Source organism: Ruegeria sp. K11 (assembly GCF_056531905.1).
Genome location: NZ_JBQFMP010000008.1, coordinates 191,870 through 212,657, shown reverse-complemented (window position 1 = coordinate 212,657; position 20,788 = coordinate 191,870). Strand labels below are relative to the sequence as shown.

Here is a 20,788-nt window from a genome sequence, read left to right as displayed (position 1 = left end):
GCAGGGTGAGGGACAGATGAGCCATATTGTCGTGATCGGAGCCGGGCAGGCCGGTGCATCGCTGGTGGCACGGCTGCGCAAGGACGGGTTTGACGGTCAGATCACCCTGATCGGGGCCGAGCCGCATCTGCCCTATCAGCGCCCGCCCTTGTCTAAGGCCTATCTGCTGGGCGAGATGGAGCTTGAGCGTCTGTTTCTGCGGCCCGAGAGCTTTTATGCCGACAACAACATCACCCTGCGTCTGGGCCAGCGTGTGACGGGAATTGACCCGCAGGCCAAGACGGTGACGGTTGCGGATGAGGTCATCGCCTATGACGAATTGGCACTGACCACAGGGTCAGACCCGCGCCGCCTGCCTGCCGCGATTGGTGGCGATCTGGCTGGCGTGCATGTGGTGCGCGATCTGGCCCATATCGACGAGATGGAACCCCGCGTGATCGACGGTGCCCGCGCGCTGATCGTGGGCGGCGGCTATATCGGGCTAGAGGCCGCCGCTGTTTGTGCCAAACGCGGGGTCAAAGTGACTCTGGTCGAGATGGCAGACCGCATCCTGCAACGTGTCGCCGCGCCCGAAACCAGCGACTATTTCCGCGCGCTACATACCGAATACGGAGCCGATATCCGCGAAGGCGTCGGGCTGGATCGGTTGATTGGTGAGGATGGCAAGGTCACCGGTGCGATCCTGACTGACGGCACCGAACTGGAGGTCGATTTCGTCGTGGTTGGCGTGGGCATCGCGCCGTCGACTCAACTGGCCGAGATGGCGGGGCTAGAGCTGGACAATGGGATCAAGACCGATGCCCATGGCCGCACGTCTGACCCTTCGATCTGGGCGGCGGGCGATTGCGCCTCGTTCCCCCATGGCGAGGGACGGATTCGTCTGGAAAGCGTGCCCAACGCTATCGATCAGGCCGAGATTGTGGCCCAGAACATGCTGGGCGCGGCTAAAGACTACACTGCAACGCCGTGGTTCTGGTCGGATCAGTATGGCGTCAAGCTGCAGATCGCAGGCCTGAATACCGGTTATGATCGTGTCGTAACCCGCAAGGGTGAGGGCGCGACCGTGTCCTACTGGTACTACAAAGGTGATCAGCTGATCGCGGTGGACGCGATGAATGACCCGCGCTCTTACATGATCGGCAAGCGCCTGATCGATGCGGGCAAAACGGCAGATCCCGCCATTATTGCCGACGCGCAGGCGGACCTGAAACCGCTGCTCAAGGCGTGAGGATCATCGCGGGAGAATTCCGCGGCCGCGCATTGGCCTCGGTCGGCAAGGGAGACGCGGGCGCGCATCTGCGCCCGACCACAGATCGAGTGCGGGAAAGCCTGTTCAACGTGTTGACCCATCAAGTTGATTTCGATGGCCTGCGCGTTCTGGACCTGTTTGCCGGCACCGGAGCGCTGGGGCTTGAGGCGCTGTCGCGTGGCGCGGCCCATGTCACCTTTGTCGATGACGGGCGCGTGGCGCAGGGTCTGATCCGCCAGAATATTGACCTGACACGCAGCACCGACCACACCGATCTGATCCGCCGCGACGCCACCCGTTTGGGGGACAACCCCGGCGTGCCCTATGATCTGGTCCTTCTGGACCCGCCCTATGGCAAGGCTTTGGGTCAAAAGGCCTTGGCCGCTGTCACGCAGGGCGGCTGGCTGGCCGACGATGCCCTGATCGTGTGGGAGGAAAACGCACCGATGGCCGCGCCCGACGGGTTCACCCTGCAGGATGCGCGCAAATATGGCGACACGCATATCTCATTGATGTGGCGGGCAGGAGGCTGAGATGCACGATCTGGTCATTTTCGATTGTGACGGCGTTCTGGTGGACAGCGAAGGGCTGACCAATCAGGTGCTGGTCGACAATCTTGCGGGCTATGGCCTGCAGGTCTCGCTGACCGAATGCATGAACCTGTTCGTGGGCGGCACCATGAGCGGTGCCCACCAACAGGCGCGCAAACTTGGAGCTGATCTGCCGGACGACTGGGTCGAACAGATTTATGCCGAGGTGTACGCGGCGCTGCAGGCGGGAACGCCTCTGGTCCCGGGCATTCGCGAGGTGTTGGACCATTTGGATGCCAGCGGCACCGCATATTGCGTGGCCTCAAACGGCCGACCCGAGAAAATGCAGATCACGCTGGGCCAGAACGGTCTGTGGGAGCGGTTCAGCGACGTGATGTTCTCGGCTCAGGTGCTGGGCACCGCCAAACCCGACCCAACCCTGTTTCTGACCGCTGCGCAGCATTTTGGCGCAAAGACGCCGGTTGTGATCGAAGACAGCATAAGCGGCGTCACCGCTGCCATCCGGGCCAATATGCGCTGTCTGGCCTATGCGGCGCATGATGATGGCGCACACCTGTCCGCTCTGGGCGCCGAGGTTTTCACGCAGATGTCACAACTGCCCGAGCTGTTGGGACTCTGAGCCCGAAACATGCTAGGGTCCGGGAATGGACCGAGCAATTGCACCTGCGTTCTGGGCGTTTTCACAAGACACGGATGCCGACTCGACCACCGGGCCGCAGCCGAAACCGATGCGCGCGCCGGTCTTCATCCATGACGCGGTGATCCCGTGGCGGGATGAGACATTGTTGCTGAAGCTGATGCGCGATCAGGGCGCAGATCAGGACGAATAGGTCGGGTGGTATTTGCCGCCCGGTGACAGGGTGAAGATCTCGACCCCGTCCGCCGTCACACCCACCGAATGTTCGAACTGCGCCGACAATGACTTGTCGCGGGTCACGGCGGTCCAGTCATCGGCCAACGTCTTTGTCTCGGGGCGGCCCAGATTCACCATCGGTTCGATGGTGAAGAACATGCCTTCTTCCAGCACAGCGCCAGTGCCCGGACGCCCGTAATGCAGCACGTTCGGCGGCGCATGGAACACGCGACCCAGCCCGTGGCCACAGAAATCGCGCACGACGCTCATCCGGTGTGCTTCGACAAAGGCCTGAATGGCGTGGCCGATATCACCGAAAGTGTTGCCGGGCTTGACCATCTCGATACCCTTGAACAGGGCGTCATGGGTGACCTGGATCAGACGTTCTGCCTTGCGCGGCAGCTTACCCGCCACATACATACGCGAGGTATCTCCGAACCAGCCATCGACGATGACGGTGACGTCGATATTCAGAATATCGCCATCCTTCAACTTTTTGTCGCCGGGGATGCCGTGGCAGACCACATGGTTCACGCTGATGCAGCTGGCGTGCTGATAGCCTTTGTAGCCAATCGTTGCCGAGGTCGCGCCTGCGTCTTCGACCATCTGGGTGATCAGGCCGTCGATTGCGCCGGTGGTTTGACCCACAAACACATGTTCTGCAATGTCATCCAGTATCCGCGCGGCCAGCGCCCCTGCCGCGTGCATGCCGGCAAAGTCGCTTTGCTCATAAATGCGGATACCGTCCTTGGTCAGGCGGCCACGATGTTCTTTCATCGACGCATGGCTCCAAAAAAATTTGTGCGCAGCATGCCTTTTACGCTGCTTGCGCAGAAAGTACCAGAGGGTGTTAAGTCGCGGTGTCTTTCAACCGTTCAAATGGCGTTGAGCAGAGAAAATTCAAGCATCCACATCGTCACGTTCAGGATAACCTGCAGCAGCACCGAATCCTCACCCGGCAGGAAAAGCGAAAGCAGTCAGATGTTCAGATGGTCCGTATTGGTGATGGTTCTGGTTCTGACCGGCTGTCGGGACGAGGTGAAATTGCTGACTGGCCCCGAACTTGCGACAGAGCTGACCACGGACAGAAAAATCGCGTTCGAACGGTTTCACTACTCGGGAACCGCCCAGTTTCATCCCGACCGGACGTTCGAGGTTACCATTCCCCGTCTGGGCCGCGATACCGGGACCTGGTGGCTGGACGGCGACAAGATTTGCAGCCGCTGGGCGAATTTCCAACAAGGCAGAGAGCTTTGCGCTGTGGTTGGACAAAAAGAAGATGGGAAATACCGGGGTCAAAGCCCGAAATCCGGGGTTTTTCTGGGGGAATTTCGGTTTTTGAATTAAGCGCTGTCAAATAATCTTCCATTGACGGCCAGACTCTGCCCAGATGCCTTCGGGTGTAATCCGGGTTCCGCACACCACCCTCTCGACACCGGCGGTTTGTGCGCTTTCGAACGCCGCCGCGTAAGCCGGGTCGATATCTGCCGCCAATGCAAAGCGGTCGCAATCAGTGCGCTGTACGAGATAAAGCATAATGGCCCGGTGCCCTTGTCCCATCATGGCGGTTAACTCACCCAGATGCTTGGTGCCACGCGCCGTCACGCTGTCGGGAAACTCGGCCAGACCGGGCTGGCGCGAGAGCGTCACGCTTTTGACCTCGACATAGGCATCGGGCAAACCCGGTTGGGTCAACAGGAAATCGATGCGGCTGTTCTCGCCGTATTTCACCTCGGGGCGGACAGTTTCATAGGCGGCCAGTTCCGGGATGGCGCGCGCCATCAGCGCCGCCCGCAGCGCCCGGTTCGGCAGCGAGGTATCGACCCCGGTGAAATGCCCGTTCTCATGATCGACCAGCCGCCAGCCATATTTCAGCTTTTTCTTCGGATCGTCATTGGGCTCCAGCCAGATTTTCTCACCCGGTTCCGCCAGCCCCATCATCGAGCCCGGATTGGCGCAATGGGCGGTAACCTCGCGCCCGTCCTCCAGCGTGCAATCGGCCAGAAAGCGTTTATAGCGGCGGATCAGGCGGGCGGGGACAAGGGGGGTTTCAAATCGCATGGCCAAGGGCCTATACCTGCCCTGAGGGCCGATCAAGAGGGAGGGCGCGCCATGGCCAATCCAACCGCCGCGATGCTGGTGATCGGGGATGAGATCCTTTCGGGCCGCACGCGCGACGCAAACATGCATTATCTGGCCGGAGAACTGACCAAGCAGGGCATCGACCTGAAAGAAGTCCGCATCGTCAGCGATGAAGCCCCTGCAATTGAGGCCGCGGTCAGGGCTTTGTCCGATGCGCATGACCATGTCTTTACCAGCGGCGGCATAGGTCCAACCCATGACGATATCACCGCCGATTGCATTGCGCGTGCCTTTGAGGCGCCGATTGACGTCCGCGAAGATGCGCGCGCGTTGCTCGAGGCGCATTACGACAACTCGGGTCTGGAACTGAACGCCGCCCGCCTGCGCATGGCGCGCATTCCGGACGGGGCCACATTGATCGACAATCCGGTTTCGACCGCACCCGGTTTTACCATCAAGAATGTCCATGTCATGGCCGGTGTTCCTACGGTCTTTCAAGCCATGGTGGCGAGTGTTCTGCCCGGCTTGACCGGTGGCAGTCCGCTTCTGTCGCAGACCCTGCGCGTGAACCGGGGCGAAGGCGACATCGCTGCGACTCTGTCCGCGCTGGCCGAGGATTTCGACGATCTCTCGGTCGGATGCTACCCGTTCCAGATCAACGGCGTCTTCGGGGCCAATGTCGTGGTGCGTGGCACTGACGGCGCTCGGATTGATGCTGCCACCACCCGACTTGCGAAAGATCTTGATCTGTGAGTTTCAACTGGCCCGACATTGTGGACGGTACTTGGCCCGCTGCGCGCTATCAGCAGGTAGGTCCGTTTCAACTGCGTCAGGGCGAAGGCGGCGGGTCCCGTGTATCGGCGGCCAATGCGCTGGGCCCTGCGACCGAGGCGGATATCGAGGTCGCCGAAGCGGCGATGCAGGCCATGGGGCAAAACCGGATCTTTTGCCTCAGACCTGGTGACGAGGCGCTGGACGCCCGATTGAAGGCGCGCGGATATCAGGTTCTGGATCCGGTCAATATCTATGCCTGCGCGGCCGAACATCTGACGGATATTCCATTGCCACGAGTCACGGTATTCAACGTCTGGGAGCCTCTGTCGATCATGCGCGAGATCTGGGCGCGCGACGGAATCGGGCCCGCGCGACAGGCGGTTATGCACCGTGCACCGGGTCCGAAAACGGGGTTGCTGATCCGTCATCAGGACCAACCTGCCGGGGCTGGGTTTGTGGCCATGCACGATCAGATTGTCATGGTTCACGCGTTGGAAATTCTGCCGGATCACCGGCGCAAGGGTCTGGGTCAATGGGCGATGCGCGCCGCGGCCTTTTGGGCGCTGGACAATGGCGGCCAGACCCTTAGCGTGATCTGCACCAAAGCGAATGTGGGGGCAAACGCGCTTTACCAGTCGCTCGGGATGGAGATTGCCGGCGAATACCACTATCGTCAGCATGTCTGAGGAGAGTGACGTGACATTTCAGGACCAGCCCACAGCCCTTGATTTGCCCGCGGTCGACCCTTTGCCGCTTGAGACACAGAAATACTTCGACATTTGCGTGAAAAAGCTGGGCATGGTGCCCAATGTGTTGCGGGCCCACGCGTTCGACATCGAAAAGCTGAACACTTTTACGGCGATGTATAACGATCTGATGCTGGCGGACAGCGGTCTGAGCAAACTTGAGCGCGAGATGATTGCGGTGGTCGTGTCGTCAATCAACAAGTGTTTTTATTGCCTTGTTGCCCATGGCGCGGCGGTGCGGCAATTGTCCGGTGACCCGCAGCTGGGGGAAATGCTGGTCATGAACTTCCGCGTCGCCCCGTTGGATGACCGCCAACGCGCGATGCTGGATTTTGCGGCCCGGATGACAACTGGCAGCGCAACGATAGAAGAGCCGGACCGCCAGCGGTTGCGCGATGTGGGATTTACGGATCGGGACATCTGGGACATCGCCAACGTCACCGGCTTTTTCAACATGACCAATCGCGTGGCCAGTGCGACAGCGATGGTGCCCAATCCCGAGTATCACGCCCAGTTTAGATGACCCGTGTCCTGTCCCTCTTACTTTTGTTTGTGCCCGGGCCGCTGCTGGCTCAGGATCTGACGTTTCCGACGGGTGCCCGGCAGGTGTCAGAGCGTATCAGCCCCTTGGACAGCTACGATCTGCCAACGGGTGTGTTTTCTGACGGCACCGTTCCCTATCGGACAGCAGAAGGTCGTGTTGAGCGTCTGACATGGCGGTTGCAGACAGGATCAAGCACGACCTTGCAGATTTTGACCCCGTTGCGCGACCAGATTCAGGCGCAAGGCTTTGATATTTCGTTCGAATGTGAGGCTCGGGCCTGCGGTGGCTTCGATTTCCGCTTTGACACCGAAGTTGTGCCGACACCCGACATGTATGTCGCCATCAACGATTATCGGTTTTTGGCCGCTGCCCGTGGCGACGAGGTCCTGAGTTTGCTGGTCAGCCGCAATGAACCGGACGGCTATGTGCAGATGATCCGGGTCACCCCGGTCGATGCGCCCCCCGCGCCGCCAATTGTTGTCGAAGAGACGGTGGAAAGTTCGGGCGGTCTGTTGGTCGATCTTCAAAGCGACGGGCATGTCATTCTGGGCGATCTGCATTTTAGCTCTGGCGAGACCACTCTGGGCGAGGGCCCCTTCGCATCACTGGGCCTTTTATCCGGTTATCTGACGGATAATCCCGATGTGCGTCTGGCTTTTGTCGGACACACAGATGATACCGGCGCTTTACAGGCGAACATCAACGTCAGTATGCGGCGCGCCGAAGCCGTACGTAACCGCCTGATTGAGGAACATGGTATCTCTTCTGACCGGATCGAAGCGCAGGGCGCGGGATACCTTGCGCCGATCACTTCCAACGCAACGCCCGAGGGTCGTGAGCTCAACCGGCGTGTGGAAGCGGTTCTGCTGGTGAACTGACCGCCCACACGTGAATGAAACGGATGGAACGGTCGTGCCCGAAAATCCGATATGCGGATAAAAAAAGGCCCGTACCATACAGCACGGGCCGGTCAGTTACCGCAGGGAGAATTCTACCAATCCATCGGGCCTTTTTCGGCGTAGGAATGGACGAGGAAGTCGATGAAGGCGCGGACCTTCGGTTGTGTAAAGCGTCCCGGAGGATACACGGCATAGATGCCCTGAACTTCGTCCGGCAGTGAAGGCATGGCATCCACCACCTCACCCGTTTTCAGCGCATCCGCATACAGATAGCTGGGCAGATAGGCGATCCCAAGCCCCGAGATGGCGGCGTTCAGCAAGGACTGCCCGTCATTGACACTAAGCCAACCTGCTGTGCGCACCTGACGCTTTTCGCCCGACGGCGCGGTCAATTTCCAGACATTGCCCGAAGACTGGCTGGAATAGTGCAGCAGCTTGTGCTCGTTCAGATCGTCGATTTTCTGCGGCCGGCCGAACTGTTCGATATAGCTGGGCGCGGCAACCATGCGCTTGACTGTTTCGGTCAGTTTGCGGGCTCTCAGCGTGCTGTCTTCCAGCTCGCCGATGCGAACTGCCACGTCGAACCCTTCTGAAATCAGCTCTACAAAGCGGTTGTTGAGAACCATGTTCACGGTAATTTCGGGATAGGCAGAAAGGAAATCCGACAGTACCGGCGACAGATGGTTCACGCCGAAATCCGTCGCCACACTGATCCGCAGCAGACCAGAGGGATCGGATTGCATCGATGTGACCAGCGCATCCGCTTCGCCCGCGTCATTCAGAACACGCCGGGCGCGGTCATAATAGGCCAATCCAATCTCGGTCGGTGACACCCGGCGCGTTGTCCGGTTCAGCAGACGTGCGCCCAGCCGGGCCTCAAGGCTCGACACGTGCTTGGATACGGCCGATTTGGAGATACCCATTTTCTTGGCCGCGTCAGTGAAACCACCTTGGTCCACCACGTTGGAAAAGGCCTCCATTTCGGTCAATCGGTCCATTCTCGTTCCCCAGGTCTTCTGTTCGTTGTCTCAATATTGCGATCAATCTGGGCGAGAACGGGGCAGATATGGGATAATATCAGGGTTTTGATTCGGATCGTTTGCATCTGGGAAACGCGCCGAGGCTCTGGCTCGCGAAGACGGCATCGCCTGTGATTGATGGGTTTTCTGACCTTCTGACGATACGTGCTATCATCAGAATGGCAATTTTGTGACCAGGGAGGAGATCATGAAAGCCTTTTTCGCCGCGACCGTCATTTTACTATCAGCCACTATTGCGCTGGCCGGGGGGACAACGCCATCCAACCCGGATACCAAGCTGTATTTTGCGAATCTGGCGGATGGCGACACTGTCAAATCACCGGTGACAATCGTCTTTGGTCTGAATGGAATGGGCGTGGCACCTGCCGGAACCGAGGTTGAAAACACCGGCCACCATCACCTTTTGATCGATCGCCCGCCTTTGGGGCAGGGCGAGGATGGTGCAGATGAACTGGCCTATGGCTTGCCTGCGGATGACAACCACATCCATTTTGGCGGGGGTCAGACCGAAGTGACCCTGGAGATGACGCCGGGTGAGCATACGCTGCAACTGGTTTTGGGTGACGCCGGGCATGTGCCTCATGCAACGCCGATTGTATCCGAAGTGATTACCATCACAGTCGAGTAGAAGCGCGACAGGGCACCTGAGCAAGATGCCCTTTTGAGGCGGTGCAGTTACAGGCTGGCCGCCAGCCGCGTGCCCTGATTGATCGCGCGCTTGGCGTCCAGTTCTGCCGCAACATCCGCGCCGCCGATCACGTGGCACGCAATACCGCGGGCGCTCAACTCGTCCGCCAGTGACCGGTCCGAGACTTGCCCCGCGCACAATACAATCGTGTCTGCAGGGATTACGGTGGGGTCAGAGCGATCCTCACCAAAGCTGACATGCAGGCCGTCGTTATCGATGCGTTCATAATTCACGCCGCCAACGAAATTGACGTCTTTCATTTTCAGCGTGGCACGATGAATCCAGCCGGTCGTTTTGCCCAAACCTTTGCCGTGGCGTTGCGCCTTGCGTTGCAGCAACGAGACCTGCCGCGCTGGAGTTGCGGGTTGGGGTCCTTCCGGTGCCAAACCTGCGCGGTGCTGTTCCGGGTCGGTTACGCCCCATTCTTTCATCCATGCAGGCAGGTCAGTGGTGACGCTGTGACCGTCTTCCAGAAGGAATTCGGACACGTCAAACCCGATGCCACCTGCGCCGATCACGGCCACGGATTTGCCCACGTCGGCCTTGTGGCGCAGCACGTCAATATAACTGAGCACATTATTGCGGTCCTGCCCCGGAATCTGCGGATCGCGGGGGGTGACGCCGGTGGCGATGACCACCTCGTCAAAACCGCTCAGGTCATCGGCAGTGACCTCGCGGTTCAGTTCCACCTTGACCCCCAGATCGACCATCATGGTGCGGTACCAGTCGACAAGGCCCCAGAATTCCTCTTTCCCCGGAACCTGTTTGGCCATATTCAACTGGCCGCCAATTTCAGCCGCGCGGTCGAACAGGGTCACGTCATGGCCGCGCTGGGCGGCGGTCATCGCGGTGGACAGGCCAGCCGGGCCAGCCCCAACGATGGCAACAGTCTTGGCAACCTCGGCCTTGGTGATCACCAATTCGGTCTCATGGCAGGCGCGCGGATTAACAAGGCAAGACGTCAGCTTGCCGCTGAACGTGTGATCCAGACAGGCCTGATTGCAGGCGATACAGGGCGCGATCTGCGCCGCCTCACCCGAGATGGCCTTGTTCACGAAATCCGCATCCGCCAGCATCGGGCGGGCCAGAGACACCATATCGGCGCAGCCGGTCGATAACACCTCTTCGGCGACCTCGGGCGTGTTGATGCGGTTGGAGGTGATGATCGGAATGCCCACCTTGCCCATCAGCTTTTTCGTCACCCACGCAAACGCCGCACGTGGCACGGATGTTGCAATCGTCGGAATCCGCGCCTCGTGCCAGCCGATGCCGGTGTTGATGATCGTGGCCCCCGCGGCCTCGATCCGCTGCGCCAGTTCCACAACCTCTTCATGGGTCGAGCCATTGGGCACCAGATCAATCATCGACAGCCGGTAGATGATGATGAAATCGGTGCCCACCGCTTCGCGCGTTCGACGCACCACTTCGATGGGCAGACGCATCCGGTTCTCATAAGACCCGCCCCAGCGGTCCTCGCGTTTGTTGGTGTGGGTCACCAAGAACTGGTTCAGGAAGTACCCCTCGGACCCCATGATCTCGACGCCGTCATACCCCGCCTTCTGTGCCAACACCGCGGCGTGGACGATATCGCTGATCTGTTTCTCGATCCCGCTCTCGTCCAGCTCATGCGGTGGGAAGGGTGAAATGGGTGATTTCACCGGGCTGGGCGCCACGCATTTCGGTCCATAGGCATAGCGACCGGCGTGCAGGATCTGCATCGCGATCTTGCCGCCCGCCTGATGCACCCGATCCGTCACGATGGAATGGTTCGCGACCTCTGTGTCATTGGTCATCATCGATGCGCCGGGCAGAACCGAGCCCTCAAGGTTCGGGCCAATCCCGCCCGTCACCATCAGCGCCACACCGCCGCGCGCCCGGTCGGCATAGAACTCGGCCACGCGGTTCCAGTCGCCGGTCTCTTCCAGCCCGGTATGCATGGACCCCATCAGCACGCGGTTTTTTAGCGTGGTAAAGCCCAGATCCAGCGGGGCCAGCATGTTTGGGTACGCGGTCATGACGAACTCTCCCTGTTTCGGCGCTTAGATTGACGCGCGGGTCACCTTTGTCACGCGAAACCTAACGTCACCCCCTTTGCCCTCCGGATGGCGCTTGATACAGAGGGCCCGAACAACCCAAGAGGCCGCGCATGACCCCCGACCAGATCGCCAAACTGCCCTATCGCCCCTGCGTCGGGCTGATGCTGATGAATGCGGAAGGCCGGATATTCACGGGTCTGCGCAACGATGGCCCCCGTGATGCATGGCAGATGCCTCAGGGCGGCGTGGACAAGGGCGAAGACCCCCGCGATGCCGCCCTGCGCGAGCTGTGGGAGGAGACCGGCATCACCCCCGATCTGGTCGAGATCATCGCCGAGACCCCCGGTTGGCTGCCCTATGACCTGCCCCATGACATCGTGCCAAAAATCTGGAAGGGCCGCTATCGCGGGCAGGAACAGAAATGGTTCCTGATGCGCTTTACAGGTCGGGATGATCAGATCAACATTGCTACCGATCACCCCGAGTTTACCGAATGGAAGTGGCAGGATCCGTCGCGCCTGACCGCGGAAATCGTGCCGTTCAAGCGCGACGTCTACGAAAAGGTCGTTGCCGCGTTCAAGGGACATCTGGCCTGATCACCCTGTCCTCATGATCTGACAACTTGGCGTGAGGGGGCGTGGTTCGCGTCTGCTCGTGTCTCTAGCTTGGTCCGCATGAGAGACGCCACGCACGCCCATCCCGCTATCGCCCCAGCCGGGCGCAAATTCACCGGTTCCGACCGCCGCGCGCCGCTGCGCGAGGGGTTACACAGGAGTGGTGAATATGGTGCGGGACAAACGGCGGGTCGGTTTTATCCCATGGCCTGCGTTGCGCTTGAGGTGACGCAGCGGTGTAATCTGGATTGCACGCTCTGTTATCTCTCGGACAGGGCCGAGATGACATTTGATCCCCCCCTCTCGGTCCTGTTCGCGCGTCTGGCGACAATTCGCAGTCACTATGGTTCCGGTGTTTCGGTTCAGCTGACAGGCGGCGATCCAACCCTGCGCAAGGTCGAGGATCTTGAGGCGTTGTGCCGGGAAATCCGCAGATTGGGAATGCGGTCCTGCCTGATGACCAACGGTATTCGTGCCAGCCGGGCGTTTTTGACCCGACTTGCAGCAGCAGGGCTGGATGATGTCGCCTTTCACGTGGACATGACACAAGACCGCAAGGGCTTCAGCAGCGAGGTCGAACTGAACACCGTCCGCCGCGCCTACATCCGCAAGGCGCGGGGCTTGGGACTGCGCATCCTGTTCAACACCACCGTCTTTGCCGGCAATTTTGATGAGCTCCCTGCACTGGCGCGATACCTGCGGGACCGGCCCGAGGTCGCCTTTGTCTCGTTCCAGATGCAAGCCGATACGGGGCGAGGTGTGCTGCGGGAGCGACCTGACATCATCACGCAAGACAGCGTGGCACGAGCGGTCGAAGAAGGGTATGGGACCGCTCTGCATTTCGACACTGCCGCCGTCGGCCATTCGAAATGCAACCGCTATGCCAGCGTTGTCACCGCAGGTGGGCGGGCTGTTTCGGTGCTTTCGAACGCGTCTTTGGTGCATCGGGTGATGGCCGCGATGGAGCGGGCCGACCGTGCTAGGGACGGGCACCTGGTAATACGTGACAGTGTACGACGGATGGCGCTGCGCAACCCTATGCTGGCACTGCACGCAGGATTGCATCTGGCAGGGTGCGCCTTGCGTCTGGGCGTGGGCCTGCTGCGCGGGCCTTTGCGTCGTCAGGCGGTGTTCATCCACAACTTCATGGGGGCTGACGCGCTGGACGAGGATCGCTGCGCATCCTGTGTCTTCATGGTTGCGACATCTGACGGGCCGCTGTCCATGTGCGTGCACAATGCGCAGCGCGACATGCATCTGGCCAACCCGGACCGCGTTGACGGACCAACGGGCCCAAGCTGGTGGAACGCCGCCGTGCCGCGCTTGTCCGGCGGCCCGGATCTGCCGGATTTGAGCGACCCGGCGCTGGCTCCGATGAAACGGCTGAAAGGGCAGATGCGCGCCCTGCGCCAATCCCGAAAGGATGCTTCATGAGACGTCTTCTGATCCTGCTGATGTTGCCGTTGCTTGCGGCCTGCGCCAGCGTTGAACGTCTGGCCTTGCCCGAGGCTGCACCGTTGCCCGACACGGCACTGACCCGCACGGCCCCACCCCCCGGCGAACGCGTCGATCATCGCGACTGGACCACGTTCCTTTCCCGCTATGTCGCTGCGGACGCGCAAGGCGTGAACCGGGTGGCTTACGGACAGGTGACGCAGGCGGACAAGGCGCGGCTGGACGGGTATCTGACTGATTTGCAGGCCGTAGACCCGGCCAACCTGACGCGAGATCAGCAACTGGCGTATTGGATCAACATGTATAATGCCGTGACGGTGGACGTGGTCCTTGAGGCTTACCCTGTCGCCTCGATCCGAGACATCAAGGATGGGCCTCTGTCCATCGGGCCGTGGAACCGACCGCTGGTGACGGTTGCAGGGCAGTCCCTGACACTGAATGACATCGAACATCGGATCATCCGCCCCACCTTCAACGAACCGCGTATTCACTATGCGCTCAACTGTGCCGCTGTCGGGTGCCCCAATCTGATGGACCGCGCATGGCAGGCCAAAACGCTGGAACGCGACATGGCGGCGGCCGAACATGCCTATATCAACGACCCGCGTGGGGTGCGGTTCAATGACAATGGTGGCCTGATCCTGTCGAAGATCTACATCTGGTTCCGCGAGGATTTCGGAGCAAACGAGAAAGCCGTATTGGCGTATATCGAATCCGTTGCCGAGCCAGATCTGAAAGCACGGCTGCAGCAGGTTTCGCGCGTTAGCGCCTACAAATACGACTGGGCGCTGAACGACGCGGCGACCGGGTCCTGAACGGTTTAAAGCAACCCTTCGGCGCGCAGCAATTCCTGCATGTTCGCCTCGGGGCGCGGTCCGATATGGCTGATCACCTCGCGCGCGCAGACATTGCCGATTTTTGCGCAGGTCTCATAGTCGCGACCCGTCGCCATGCCAAACAGGAACCCGGCGGCAAATTGATCGCCCGCCCCGGTGGCGTCCACCGGCACAACTTTTTCGACCGGCACGTCGAACCGCTGCCCGTCATGCAGAACGGTCACGCCGTCTCCCGAGCGGGTACAGACCACCAAAGGACAAATTGCGGCGGTCTTGGACAGCGCGTCCTCAAGATCGTCGGTTTCGAACAGCGACTTGATCTCGTCCTCATTGCCGATCACGAAGTCTAGTTCGTTCTCGATCAACAGCAGGAAATCGACCCGGTGGCGTTCCACACAGAACGGATCTGAAATCGCGATTCCCGCCTTGCCGCCGCCTTTGTGGCAGTTCCGGGCCGCTTCAAGAAACGCGGCTTTGCCCTTTTCCTTGTCGAACAGGTAGCCTTCGAGGAACATGATCTGGCTGTTACCCGCCACATCGGACGACACGTCCTGCGATGACAGCTCGGACGAAATCCCCAGATAGGTATTCATCGACCGCTCGCCATCGGGCGAGACAAAAATCATCGACCGCGAGGTCGGCAGCTCGCCCCCCGGGACCGGAGGGTTCACGAAATCGACCCCATCCTCGTTCATCGCATCCGCATAGAACCGGCCCAAAGCGTCATCATGCACGCGCCCGATAAAGGCTGCATCCAGACCCAGCGCACCTGCGCCCGCAATCGTGTTCGCGACCGAACCGCCGGGTGTCTGCACCCGACCCTCCATCGAGGCATACAGCACCTCACCGCGCTCCTGCTCGATCAGCTGCATGATGCCTTTTTCGATGCCCATCAGTTCCAGGAAACTGTCATCGGCCTGGGAAATGACGTCCACAACGGCATTTCCGATGCCGGTCAGTTGGTAGGTCTTCATAAGGTCTTGTCCTCGAATTGACAGAGATCACGGATGATGCAGGTCGGGCATTGCGGCTTGCGCGCCTTGCAATGGTACCGCCCATGCAGGATCAGCCAGTGATGCGCATGGAGTTGAAAGTCGGCGGGAATGTTGTCTTCGATGGCGCGTTCGACGGCATCCACGTCCTTGCCCGGGCAGATGCCGGTGCGGTTGCCGACGCGAAAGATATGGGTGTCCACCGCCTGCGCCGGTTGCCGCCACCACATATTCAGCACCACATTGGCCGTCTTTCGACCGACACCGGGCAGCGATTGCAGCGCGGCGCGGGAATTGGGCACTTCGCCGCCATAGTCTTCAACCAAAATACGGCTGAGTTTGATCACGTTCTTGGCCTTCTGGCGGAACAGGCCAATGGTCTTGATATGTTCGGTCAGGCCCTCTTCGCCCAGATCCAGCATCTTTTGCGGAGTATCCGCAATCTTGAACAATTCGCGCGTGGCCTTGTTGACGCCCGCATCGGTCGCCTGCGCCGACAGCGCCACGGCAACGACCAGAGTATAAACGTTCACATGCTCCAACTCGCCCTTGGGTTCGGGGTCGGCGTCCTGAAAACGCGTAAAGATCTCGCGGATCGTATGGTAATCGAGTTGCTTTGCCATCCGCGCCTTAATGCCGCCCGTAAGGCTCTGACACAAGCCCAAAGCCAATGCGCAAGTTCCGGGTCGCAGGTCCGAGGCGCGCAGGCTATTGTTTTTGGAAACGAACCGAGGTGAAAGCCATGAATGTCCAGACGCCGGAAAGCGGATACCACTATAACGTCATGCGCCGGGCCATCGACCTGATCGATCAGGGCGGCGAGGGGCTGAGCCTTGACGAACTGGCCCGCCAGATGGACATGAGCCCCGCCCATTTCCAACGCCTGTTCTCGCGCTGGACCGGTGTGTCACCGAAACGCTATCAGCAATATCTGACGCTGGGCCACGCCAAGGCGCTGCTGCGGGAACGGTTCACCACGTTGGAAACCGCGCATAACGTCGGCTTGTCCGGTAGCGGGCGTCTGCACGATCTGTTCCTGAAATGGGAATCGATGAGCCCCGGCGAATACGCCCGCAAAGGCGAAGGGCTGACGATTTATTGGGGCTGGTTCGACTGCCCCTTTGGCCCTGCTTTGGTGATGGGCACCGACAAGGGCATTTGCGGCATTGCTTTCGGGGCTGAAACCGGCGCGGATGCCGCGATGGAGGACATGGTATCCCGCTGGCCGAAAGCGGAGTTTGTGGAAAACTCCGCGCGCCTGCACCCCTGGGTGCAAAGCGCGTTTGGCACAGACCGGTCCGAGACACCGCTGCATCTGATCGGCTCACCCCTTCAGATCAAGGTGTGGGAGGCGCTGATGCATATCCCATCGGGTCAGGTCACAACCTATTCCGAGATCGCGCAGCGGGTTGGCTCTCCGCAGGCCGTACGTGCGGTAGGCACGGCGGTGGGCAGAAACCCGGTTAGCTGGCTGATCCCCTGCCACAGGGCCTTGCGGAAATCCGGCGGTTTGGGTGGATATCACTGGGGGCTGCCCGTCAAACGCGCCATGCTGGCCTATGAAGCTGCTCAGGCGGATGCCTGAGAGAAAAGAGCGAAGCACCATTGGGTGCCTCACCACTGGATCACAGCGGGCGTTTACTCGGCAGCCCAGCCGCCAACAGCCTTGACCTCAAGGAAATCTTCCAGCCCAAAAACGCCGCCCTCGCGCCCGTTGCCGGATTGCTTCATGCCGCCAAACGGAGATCCCGCGCTGCGCGACTGGCCGTTCATCTCGACCATACCCGAGCGCAACGCGCGCGCCATGCGGTTGGCGCGGGCGCCGTCCTGCGTCTGGACATAGTTGGTCAGTCCGTAAGGCGTGTCATTGGCGATCTCGATAGCCTCGTCCTCGGTATCAAAGGGGATCATCGTCAGAACGGGGCCAAAGATCTCCTCACGTGCGATTGTCATCTGGTTGTTGGCGTCGGCGAACACGGTCGGGCGCACGTAGTAACCCTTGTTCAGACCTTCGGGCCGACCGGTGCCGCCCGCGACCAGACGCGCGCCTTCGTCGATGCCTTTCTGGATCAGGTCCTGAATTTTCGTCCACTGTACCTCGTTCACCACTGGTCCGATATGACGCCCTTCCTGGCTGGCTGGGCCGATCGATACCTTGTTCGCCACCTCTGCCGCCGTCTCGACCGCCCTGTCATAGATCGAACGCTGCACCAGCATCCGGCTGGGCGCGTTACAACTTTGGCCGGTGTTGTTCATCATGTGCAGCACGCCGCGTTTCACGGCCTTTTCATCCGCATCGGCAAAGACCACATTCGCGCCTTTGCCGCCCAGTTCCAGATGCACCTTCTTCAGCGTATCGGCGGCATTCTTGGAAATCGCCGTGCCCGCACGCGTCGAGCCGGTAAAGCTGATCATATCCACATCGGGATGCGCCGATAGGCTCGTTCCGACGCCCGCGCCGTCTCCGTTAAGCAAATTGAAAACACCCGGTGGGAAGCCTGCCTCATCCATCATCTCAGCAAAGATCATCGCGTTCAGTGGGCTTTGTTCCGAGGGTTTCAGCACCATGGTGCAGCCCGCAATTGCAGCCGCGCCGACCTTGAGCGTGATCTGGTTCATCGGCCAGTTCCAAGGGGTGATCAGGGCGGCCACACCGACGGCTTCATAGATGATCCGGTCATTCGGGGCGTGATCACCCAAAGGACGATCAAACTGAAACGCCTTGGCGGCTCGGGTGAAGTTTTTGAGGTGCCATATCCCTGCGCCCACCTGTTGGGTGCGCGACATGTCGATGGGCGCGCCCATCTCATGCGACATCGCTTGCGCCAGATCTTCGACGCGGGTCTTGTAGACCTCGATGAGTTTTTCCACCAGCGCGATGCGATCCGCGACCGGTGTCGCCATCCAGCCGGGCAGGGCTGCTTTGGCCGCTGCGACGGCTGAATCTGTATCAGATGCCCCGCCCAATGAAATCACGGCGCAAGGCTCTTCGGTCGAAGGGTCGATGACTTCGAAATCGCGGGGCTCAGCCGGCGCGACCCATTGGCCGTTGATATAGAAATCGCGTTTCTCGATCATGACAGTTCCTCCGGTACAGCATAGATTCGACCGATTGGTCGGTTTATCAGCCACTCTGTCATTGCACGGGCAGAGGGGCAAGGAAAAGCTCTGATCACGTATCGCGATATCTGAATTTCCCTCACGTCAAGACTCAGTGCTTTAACCTGCCGTCAAAGTGATTAGATTTGCTGCAACCGACTCGGTTCAAAAAACCAACAGAGGAGATGCCCCATGGGTTTGCGCATCAATGATACCGTCCCGAATTTCACCGCAGAAACCGATCAGGGAACAGTTCAGTTCCATGACTGGATCGGCGACAGCTGGGCCATCCTGTTCTCGCACCCCAAGGATTTCACCCCTGTCTGCACCACCGAGTTTTCGGCTGTTGCCCAGTTGAACGACGAATGGGCTGCACGCAACACCAAGGTGATCGGGGTCTCGGTCGACGGGGTTGAGGATCACAAGAAGTGGAAGAAAGATATCGAGGCCTATGGCAACGCCAATCCCGGCTTTCCCATCATCGCCGATGACGGTCTGGCCGTGTCCAAGGCGTTCGACATGTTGCCGGCCGAGGCTTATCTGCCCGACGGCCGCACTCCGGCGGACAGCGCCACGGTTCGTTCTGTGTTCATCATCGGGCCGGACAAGCAGTTGAAACTGTCGATGACCTATCCGATGACCGTTGGCCGGAACTTTGCCGAGATTCTGCGCGCGTTGGATGGGTTGCAGATGTCGGCGAAGGGCGTGGCTACCCCGGCCAACTGGATTCCCGGAGAGGATGTGATCATCCCGCCTGCGGTTTCCAACGAAGACGCCAAAGAGAAGTTCGGCGAATTCGAGACGATCTTTCCCTATTTGCGTAAAACCAAAGCGCCGGTTTGAGTGGCAGGCCCGTCTGGGGGGCTGTCTGCCCCCCATCGCGCCAGAGGCGCGATTCCCCCCGAGGATATTTTTGGCCAGATGAAGTGCGGCTTGTTCTGTGTCTCGGGTGTTTTGACTGGCCGGACACGGTCACACGTGATGTGAAACAGGTCGGTATAAGCCGTATAGGTCAATGTCAGCCCGAAATTCAGGGTAAGCGCTGATCCAAGGGATTGGCAACCTACATACATCAACGGCGGACAGGTGATCATTACAGCCGAAGTTTCATGCAGCGCTGCGGGCATGGCGCACAGGCCGTGGGGTTGTTTGCAAGCCAGGCGACAGGTTTTGGCCCGTTCGAGCAGGTCAAAAATCGTGTTGAACACAGGCGATCAGATCAGGATCGTAGTCAAGAGCAGCGCGATGATTGCAAACCCCTCTTTCATCAAGGAGCCCCTTAGATAGGCGTAGGCAGGGGATACAAATGCGAGTCCGATCTGCTCGAAACTGAAGGTCTGGATGATCCGTTCTTTCATCGATCTGGAGGTCATCATTATCCCTTTGCCGCAGTGCCTCGACCGCAATTGTAATGGGACAGACAAGGCGGAGTGTTTTGGTGTGTCCGATCTTTCCTTTGAGGGCATCTTTCAGGAAATTTTTGTGGGTGGCTATGAAGTTGGGCACAGTATTGGGTGTTTGTCGGACGTGCGTGCATCGCCATGGAGTGGCCACGGAGGTTGTCTGCGAGAGGCGATACCCGGCCCAGATTTCGTAGATTCCATGATCTGTGCTAAAGTTCACAGGGCAAGTGTCTTACAGGCGGGCGTATAAAAACATCGAGCTTTCAACTGTGCATTTCAGGAGAAGACGATGGCATTTACCGATTGGTATGTAGAAGGCGAGAGTTTTGGGAACTGCAATTGCGGTTACTCCTGCCCCTGTCAGTTTGAAGAATTACCGACGCATGGCAACTGCCGTGGTTTCGAAGTGCTGGAAATTCGCAAAGGGCATTTCGGGGATACCGATCTGACCGGAGCCAAAGCCGCGTTGATCTATGCCTGGCCGGGGCCGATTTTCGAAGGCGGCGGCGAGATGCAGGTAATTATTGACCCAGGCGCGTCAGAGGCGCAGCGCGAGGCGCTGGAAAGGGTTCTCCACGGGGAAGAGACGGAGGAATTGGCGACCCATTGGTTCGTTTACCGCGCGATGTGCGAGACGGTGCATGACACTTTATTCGAGCCTATCGATTTCGAGATAGATATCGAGGGTCGCAAGGCCAAGGTTGCGATCGGCGACGTGCTGACCTCGACCGGGCGTCCGATCCAGGCGCCGCATGGCGGCGGTGAACATCGGGTGAGAATCGATATCCCCGGAGGTATCGAATTCACGCTGGCTGAAATCGGCAGTGCTTCGACCAAAGCAGATGCCGCGATCAAACTGGATCTGAACGACAGTTTTGGCCAGTGGCATGTGCTCAGGCACGGACCGTCGGGCGTCGCCGCCTGAGT

The 20,788-nt window shown here is 59.7% G+C and carries 25 protein-coding genes; 16 read left to right on the top strand and 9 right to left on the bottom strand.

Annotated features, from left to right (window positions below):
- Positions 1–16 precede the first annotated feature (16 nt).
- The 4 genes from ACR0K4_RS14640 to ACR0K4_RS14625 are packed head-to-tail and all read left to right on the top strand — an operon-like array spanning position 17 to position 2,630.
- Complete coding sequence (locus ACR0K4_RS14640; protein WP_480854568.1) at positions 17–1,228, top strand: NAD(P)/FAD-dependent oxidoreductase; 1,212 nt, start codon at positions 17–19, stop codon at positions 1,226–1,228.
- Positions 1,225–1,782: a 16S rRNA (guanine(966)-N(2))-methyltransferase RsmD gene (gene rsmD, locus ACR0K4_RS14635; protein WP_480519238.1), complete on the top strand. Its 558-nt coding sequence runs from the start codon at positions 1,225–1,227 to the stop codon at positions 1,780–1,782. Before ACR0K4_RS14640 ends, rsmD begins: the two co-directional genes overlap by 4 nt.
- A gap of 1 nt (position 1,783) precedes the next feature.
- The gene (locus ACR0K4_RS14630; RefSeq protein WP_480519240.1) at positions 1,784–2,419 is read left to right on the top strand and encodes an HAD family hydrolase; all 636 of its coding nucleotides are present in this window, start codon (positions 1,784–1,786) and stop codon (positions 2,417–2,419) included.
- Positions 2,420–2,444: 25 nt separating this feature from the next.
- Positions 2,445–2,630, top strand: coding sequence for a hypothetical protein (locus tag ACR0K4_RS14625; protein WP_480519242.1), 186 nt, complete (start codon positions 2,445–2,447; stop codon positions 2,628–2,630).
- Here ACR0K4_RS14625 and map read toward each other — a convergent pair.
- On the bottom strand, positions 2,618–3,430 hold the full coding sequence (map, locus tag ACR0K4_RS14620; RefSeq protein ID WP_480854566.1) for a type I methionyl aminopeptidase: 813 nt from the start codon (positions 3,428–3,430) through the stop codon (positions 2,618–2,620). The genes ACR0K4_RS14625 and map overlap by 13 nt on opposite strands.
- 204 nt (positions 3,431–3,634) lie before the next feature.
- Between map and ACR0K4_RS14615 the strand changes: the two genes are divergently transcribed.
- Positions 3,635–4,000 (top strand): hypothetical protein, encoded by a 366-nt coding sequence (locus ACR0K4_RS14615; protein WP_480519246.1) that lies wholly within the window; start codon positions 3,635–3,637, stop codon positions 3,998–4,000.
- Positions 4,001–4,006: 6 nt separating this feature from the next.
- Here the strand turns inward: ACR0K4_RS14615 and sfsA are convergent, their stop codons facing one another.
- The gene (sfsA, locus tag ACR0K4_RS14610; RefSeq protein WP_480854565.1) at positions 4,007–4,714 is read right to left on the bottom strand and encodes a DNA/RNA nuclease SfsA; all 708 of its coding nucleotides are present in this window, start codon (positions 4,712–4,714) and stop codon (positions 4,007–4,009) included.
- A gap of 51 nt (positions 4,715–4,765) precedes the next feature.
- On the opposite strand from sfsA, the gene ACR0K4_RS14605 reads away from it, so the two are divergent.
- The 4 genes from ACR0K4_RS14605 to ACR0K4_RS14590 are packed head-to-tail and all read left to right on the top strand — an operon-like array spanning position 4,766 to position 7,677.
- Positions 4,766–5,488: a competence/damage-inducible protein A gene (locus ACR0K4_RS14605; RefSeq protein WP_480854564.1), complete on the top strand. Its 723-nt coding sequence runs from the start codon at positions 4,766–4,768 to the stop codon at positions 5,486–5,488.
- Positions 5,485–6,195 (top strand): GNAT family N-acetyltransferase, encoded by a 711-nt coding sequence (locus ACR0K4_RS14600; protein WP_480854563.1) that lies wholly within the window; start codon positions 5,485–5,487, stop codon positions 6,193–6,195. Before ACR0K4_RS14605 ends, ACR0K4_RS14600 begins: the two co-directional genes overlap by 4 nt.
- 10 nt (positions 6,196–6,205) lie before the next feature.
- Entirely contained in the window at positions 6,206–6,778 is a 573-nt protein-coding gene (locus ACR0K4_RS14595) for a peroxidase-related enzyme (protein WP_480854562.1), read from the top strand.
- Positions 6,775–7,677 carry an OmpA family protein gene (locus ACR0K4_RS14590; protein WP_480519256.1) on the top strand — a complete coding sequence of 301 codons (903 nt, stop codon included), beginning with the start codon at positions 6,775–6,777 and terminating at the stop codon, positions 7,675–7,677. The genes ACR0K4_RS14595 and ACR0K4_RS14590 overlap by 4 nt, the downstream gene beginning before the upstream one ends.
- A 113-nt stretch (positions 7,678–7,790) precedes the next feature.
- On the opposite strand, the gene ACR0K4_RS14585 is transcribed toward ACR0K4_RS14590, so the two are convergent.
- Complete coding sequence (locus ACR0K4_RS14585; protein ID WP_480519258.1) at positions 7,791–8,696, bottom strand: LysR family transcriptional regulator; 906 nt, start codon at positions 8,694–8,696, stop codon at positions 7,791–7,793.
- A 229-nt stretch (positions 8,697–8,925) separates the two neighbouring features.
- Between ACR0K4_RS14585 and ACR0K4_RS14580 the strand changes: the two genes are divergently transcribed.
- Positions 8,926–9,366, top strand: a complete 441-nt coding sequence (locus tag ACR0K4_RS14580) for a DUF4399 domain-containing protein (protein ID WP_480854561.1) — start codon at positions 8,926–8,928, stop codon at positions 9,364–9,366.
- Positions 9,367–9,413: 47 nt separating this feature from the next.
- On the opposite strand, the gene ACR0K4_RS14575 is transcribed toward ACR0K4_RS14580, so the two are convergent.
- A complete protein-coding gene (locus ACR0K4_RS14575; RefSeq protein WP_480854560.1) occupies positions 9,414–11,441 on the bottom strand; it encodes an FAD-dependent oxidoreductase in 2,028 nt (675 codons plus the stop codon).
- A 131-nt stretch (positions 11,442–11,572) separates the two neighbouring features.
- Between ACR0K4_RS14575 and ACR0K4_RS14570 the strand changes: the two genes are divergently transcribed.
- The 3 genes from ACR0K4_RS14570 to ACR0K4_RS14560 all read left to right on the top strand — a co-directional run bounded on the left by ACR0K4_RS14570 (position 11,573) and on the right by ACR0K4_RS14560 (position 14,346).
- Entirely contained in the window at positions 11,573–12,058 is a 486-nt protein-coding gene (locus ACR0K4_RS14570; protein WP_480854559.1) for an RNA pyrophosphohydrolase, read from the top strand.
- Between the two features lie 78 nt (positions 12,059–12,136).
- Entirely contained in the window at positions 12,137–13,510 is a 1,374-nt protein-coding gene (locus ACR0K4_RS14565) for a radical SAM protein (protein WP_480854558.1), read from the top strand.
- Entirely contained in the window at positions 13,507–14,346 is an 840-nt protein-coding gene (locus tag ACR0K4_RS14560) for a DUF547 domain-containing protein (RefSeq protein ID WP_480854557.1), read from the top strand. Before ACR0K4_RS14565 ends, ACR0K4_RS14560 begins: the two co-directional genes overlap by 4 nt.
- Positions 14,347–14,351: 5 nt before the next feature.
- Here ACR0K4_RS14560 and ACR0K4_RS14555 read toward each other — a convergent pair whose 3' ends face one another.
- Both ACR0K4_RS14555 and nth read right to left on the bottom strand, forming a co-directional pair.
- The gene (locus tag ACR0K4_RS14555) at positions 14,352–15,341 is read right to left on the bottom strand and encodes an adenosine kinase (RefSeq protein WP_480854556.1); all 990 of its coding nucleotides are present in this window, start codon (positions 15,339–15,341) and stop codon (positions 14,352–14,354) included.
- Complete coding sequence (gene nth, locus ACR0K4_RS14550) at positions 15,338–15,982, bottom strand: endonuclease III (protein WP_480519271.1); 645 nt, start codon at positions 15,980–15,982, stop codon at positions 15,338–15,340. Before nth ends, ACR0K4_RS14555 begins: the two co-directional genes overlap by 4 nt.
- A 119-nt stretch (positions 15,983–16,101) precedes the next feature.
- Between nth and ACR0K4_RS14545 the strand changes: the two genes are divergently transcribed.
- Positions 16,102–16,944 (top strand): bifunctional helix-turn-helix domain-containing protein/methylated-DNA--[protein]-cysteine S-methyltransferase, encoded by an 843-nt coding sequence (locus ACR0K4_RS14545; protein WP_480854554.1) that lies wholly within the window; start codon positions 16,102–16,104, stop codon positions 16,942–16,944.
- 53 nt (positions 16,945–16,997) lie between these two features.
- Here ACR0K4_RS14545 and ACR0K4_RS14540 read toward each other — a convergent pair whose 3' ends face one another.
- Entirely contained in the window at positions 16,998–18,437 is a 1,440-nt protein-coding gene (locus tag ACR0K4_RS14540; protein ID WP_480854553.1) for an aldehyde dehydrogenase family protein, read from the bottom strand.
- 213 nt (positions 18,438–18,650) lie between these two features.
- Between ACR0K4_RS14540 and ACR0K4_RS14535 the strand changes: the two genes are divergently transcribed.
- Complete coding sequence (locus ACR0K4_RS14535) at positions 18,651–19,301, top strand: peroxiredoxin (RefSeq protein ID WP_480519277.1); 651 nt, start codon at positions 18,651–18,653, stop codon at positions 19,299–19,301.
- On the opposite strand, the gene ACR0K4_RS14530 is transcribed toward ACR0K4_RS14535, so the two are convergent.
- Together ACR0K4_RS14530 and ACR0K4_RS14525 are read right to left on the bottom strand one after the other, a co-directional pair.
- A complete protein-coding gene (locus ACR0K4_RS14530; RefSeq protein WP_480854614.1) occupies positions 19,271–19,585 on the bottom strand; it encodes a chlorhexidine efflux transporter in 315 nt (104 codons plus the stop codon). The genes ACR0K4_RS14535 and ACR0K4_RS14530 overlap by 31 nt on opposite strands.
- A gap of 87 nt (positions 19,586–19,672) precedes the next feature.
- A complete protein-coding gene (locus tag ACR0K4_RS14525; protein WP_480519280.1) occupies positions 19,673–19,831 on the bottom strand; it encodes a chlorhexidine efflux transporter in 159 nt (52 codons plus the stop codon).
- A gap of 319 nt (positions 19,832–20,150) precedes the next feature.
- On the opposite strand from ACR0K4_RS14525, the gene ACR0K4_RS14520 reads away from it, so the two are divergent.
- Positions 20,151–20,786, top strand: a complete 636-nt coding sequence (locus tag ACR0K4_RS14520; protein ID WP_480854552.1) for a DUF1326 domain-containing protein — start codon at positions 20,151–20,153, stop codon at positions 20,784–20,786.
- Positions 20,787–20,788: the final 2 nt, after the last annotated feature.

Coding starts and splice junctions, on each gene's coding strand:
- ACR0K4_RS14640 (WP_480854568.1), top strand. CDS start 17: ATGAGCCATATTGTCGTGATCGGAGCCGGGCAGGCCGGTGCATCGCTG.
- ACR0K4_RS14630 (WP_480519240.1), top strand. CDS start 1,784: ATGCACGATCTGGTCATTTTCGATTGTGACGGCGTTCTGGTGGACAGC.
- ACR0K4_RS14625 (WP_480519242.1), top strand. CDS start 2,445: ATGGACCGAGCAATTGCACCTGCGTTCTGGGCGTTTTCACAAGACACG.
- map (WP_480854566.1), bottom strand. CDS start 3,430: ATGAAAGAACATCGTGGCCGCCTGACCAAGGACGGTATCCGCATTTAT.
- ACR0K4_RS14615 (WP_480519246.1), top strand. CDS start 3,635: ATGTTCAGATGGTCCGTATTGGTGATGGTTCTGGTTCTGACCGGCTGT.
- sfsA (WP_480854565.1), bottom strand. CDS start 4,714: ATGCGATTTGAAACCCCCCTTGTCCCCGCCCGCCTGATCCGCCGCTAT.
- ACR0K4_RS14605 (WP_480854564.1), top strand. CDS start 4,766: ATGGCCAATCCAACCGCCGCGATGCTGGTGATCGGGGATGAGATCCTT.
- ACR0K4_RS14590 (WP_480519256.1), top strand. CDS start 6,775: ATGACCCGTGTCCTGTCCCTCTTACTTTTGTTTGTGCCCGGGCCGCTG.
- ACR0K4_RS14585 (WP_480519258.1), bottom strand. CDS start 8,696: ATGGACCGATTGACCGAAATGGAGGCCTTTTCCAACGTGGTGGACCAA.
- ACR0K4_RS14580 (WP_480854561.1), top strand. CDS start 8,926: ATGAAAGCCTTTTTCGCCGCGACCGTCATTTTACTATCAGCCACTATT.
- ACR0K4_RS14575 (WP_480854560.1), bottom strand. CDS start 11,441: ATGACCGCGTACCCAAACATGCTGGCCCCGCTGGATCTGGGCTTTACC.
- ACR0K4_RS14570 (WP_480854559.1), top strand. CDS start 11,573: ATGACCCCCGACCAGATCGCCAAACTGCCCTATCGCCCCTGCGTCGGG.
- ACR0K4_RS14565 (WP_480854558.1), top strand. CDS start 12,137: ATGAGAGACGCCACGCACGCCCATCCCGCTATCGCCCCAGCCGGGCGC.
- ACR0K4_RS14560 (WP_480854557.1), top strand. CDS start 13,507: ATGAGACGTCTTCTGATCCTGCTGATGTTGCCGTTGCTTGCGGCCTGC.
- ACR0K4_RS14555 (WP_480854556.1), bottom strand. CDS start 15,341: ATGAAGACCTACCAACTGACCGGCATCGGAAATGCCGTTGTGGACGTC.
- nth (WP_480519271.1), bottom strand. CDS start 15,982: ATGGCAAAGCAACTCGATTACCATACGATCCGCGAGATCTTTACGCGT.
- ACR0K4_RS14545 (WP_480854554.1), top strand. CDS start 16,102: ATGAATGTCCAGACGCCGGAAAGCGGATACCACTATAACGTCATGCGC.
- ACR0K4_RS14540 (WP_480854553.1), bottom strand. CDS start 18,437: ATGATCGAGAAACGCGATTTCTATATCAACGGCCAATGGGTCGCGCCG.
- ACR0K4_RS14535 (WP_480519277.1), top strand. CDS start 18,651: ATGGGTTTGCGCATCAATGATACCGTCCCGAATTTCACCGCAGAAACC.
- ACR0K4_RS14530 (WP_480854614.1), bottom strand. CDS start 19,585: ATGCCCGCAGCGCTGCATGAAACTTCGGCTGTAATGATCACCTGTCCG.
- ACR0K4_RS14525 (WP_480519280.1), bottom strand. CDS start 19,831: ATGACCTCCAGATCGATGAAAGAACGGATCATCCAGACCTTCAGTTTC.
- ACR0K4_RS14520 (WP_480854552.1), top strand. CDS start 20,151: ATGGCATTTACCGATTGGTATGTAGAAGGCGAGAGTTTTGGGAACTGC.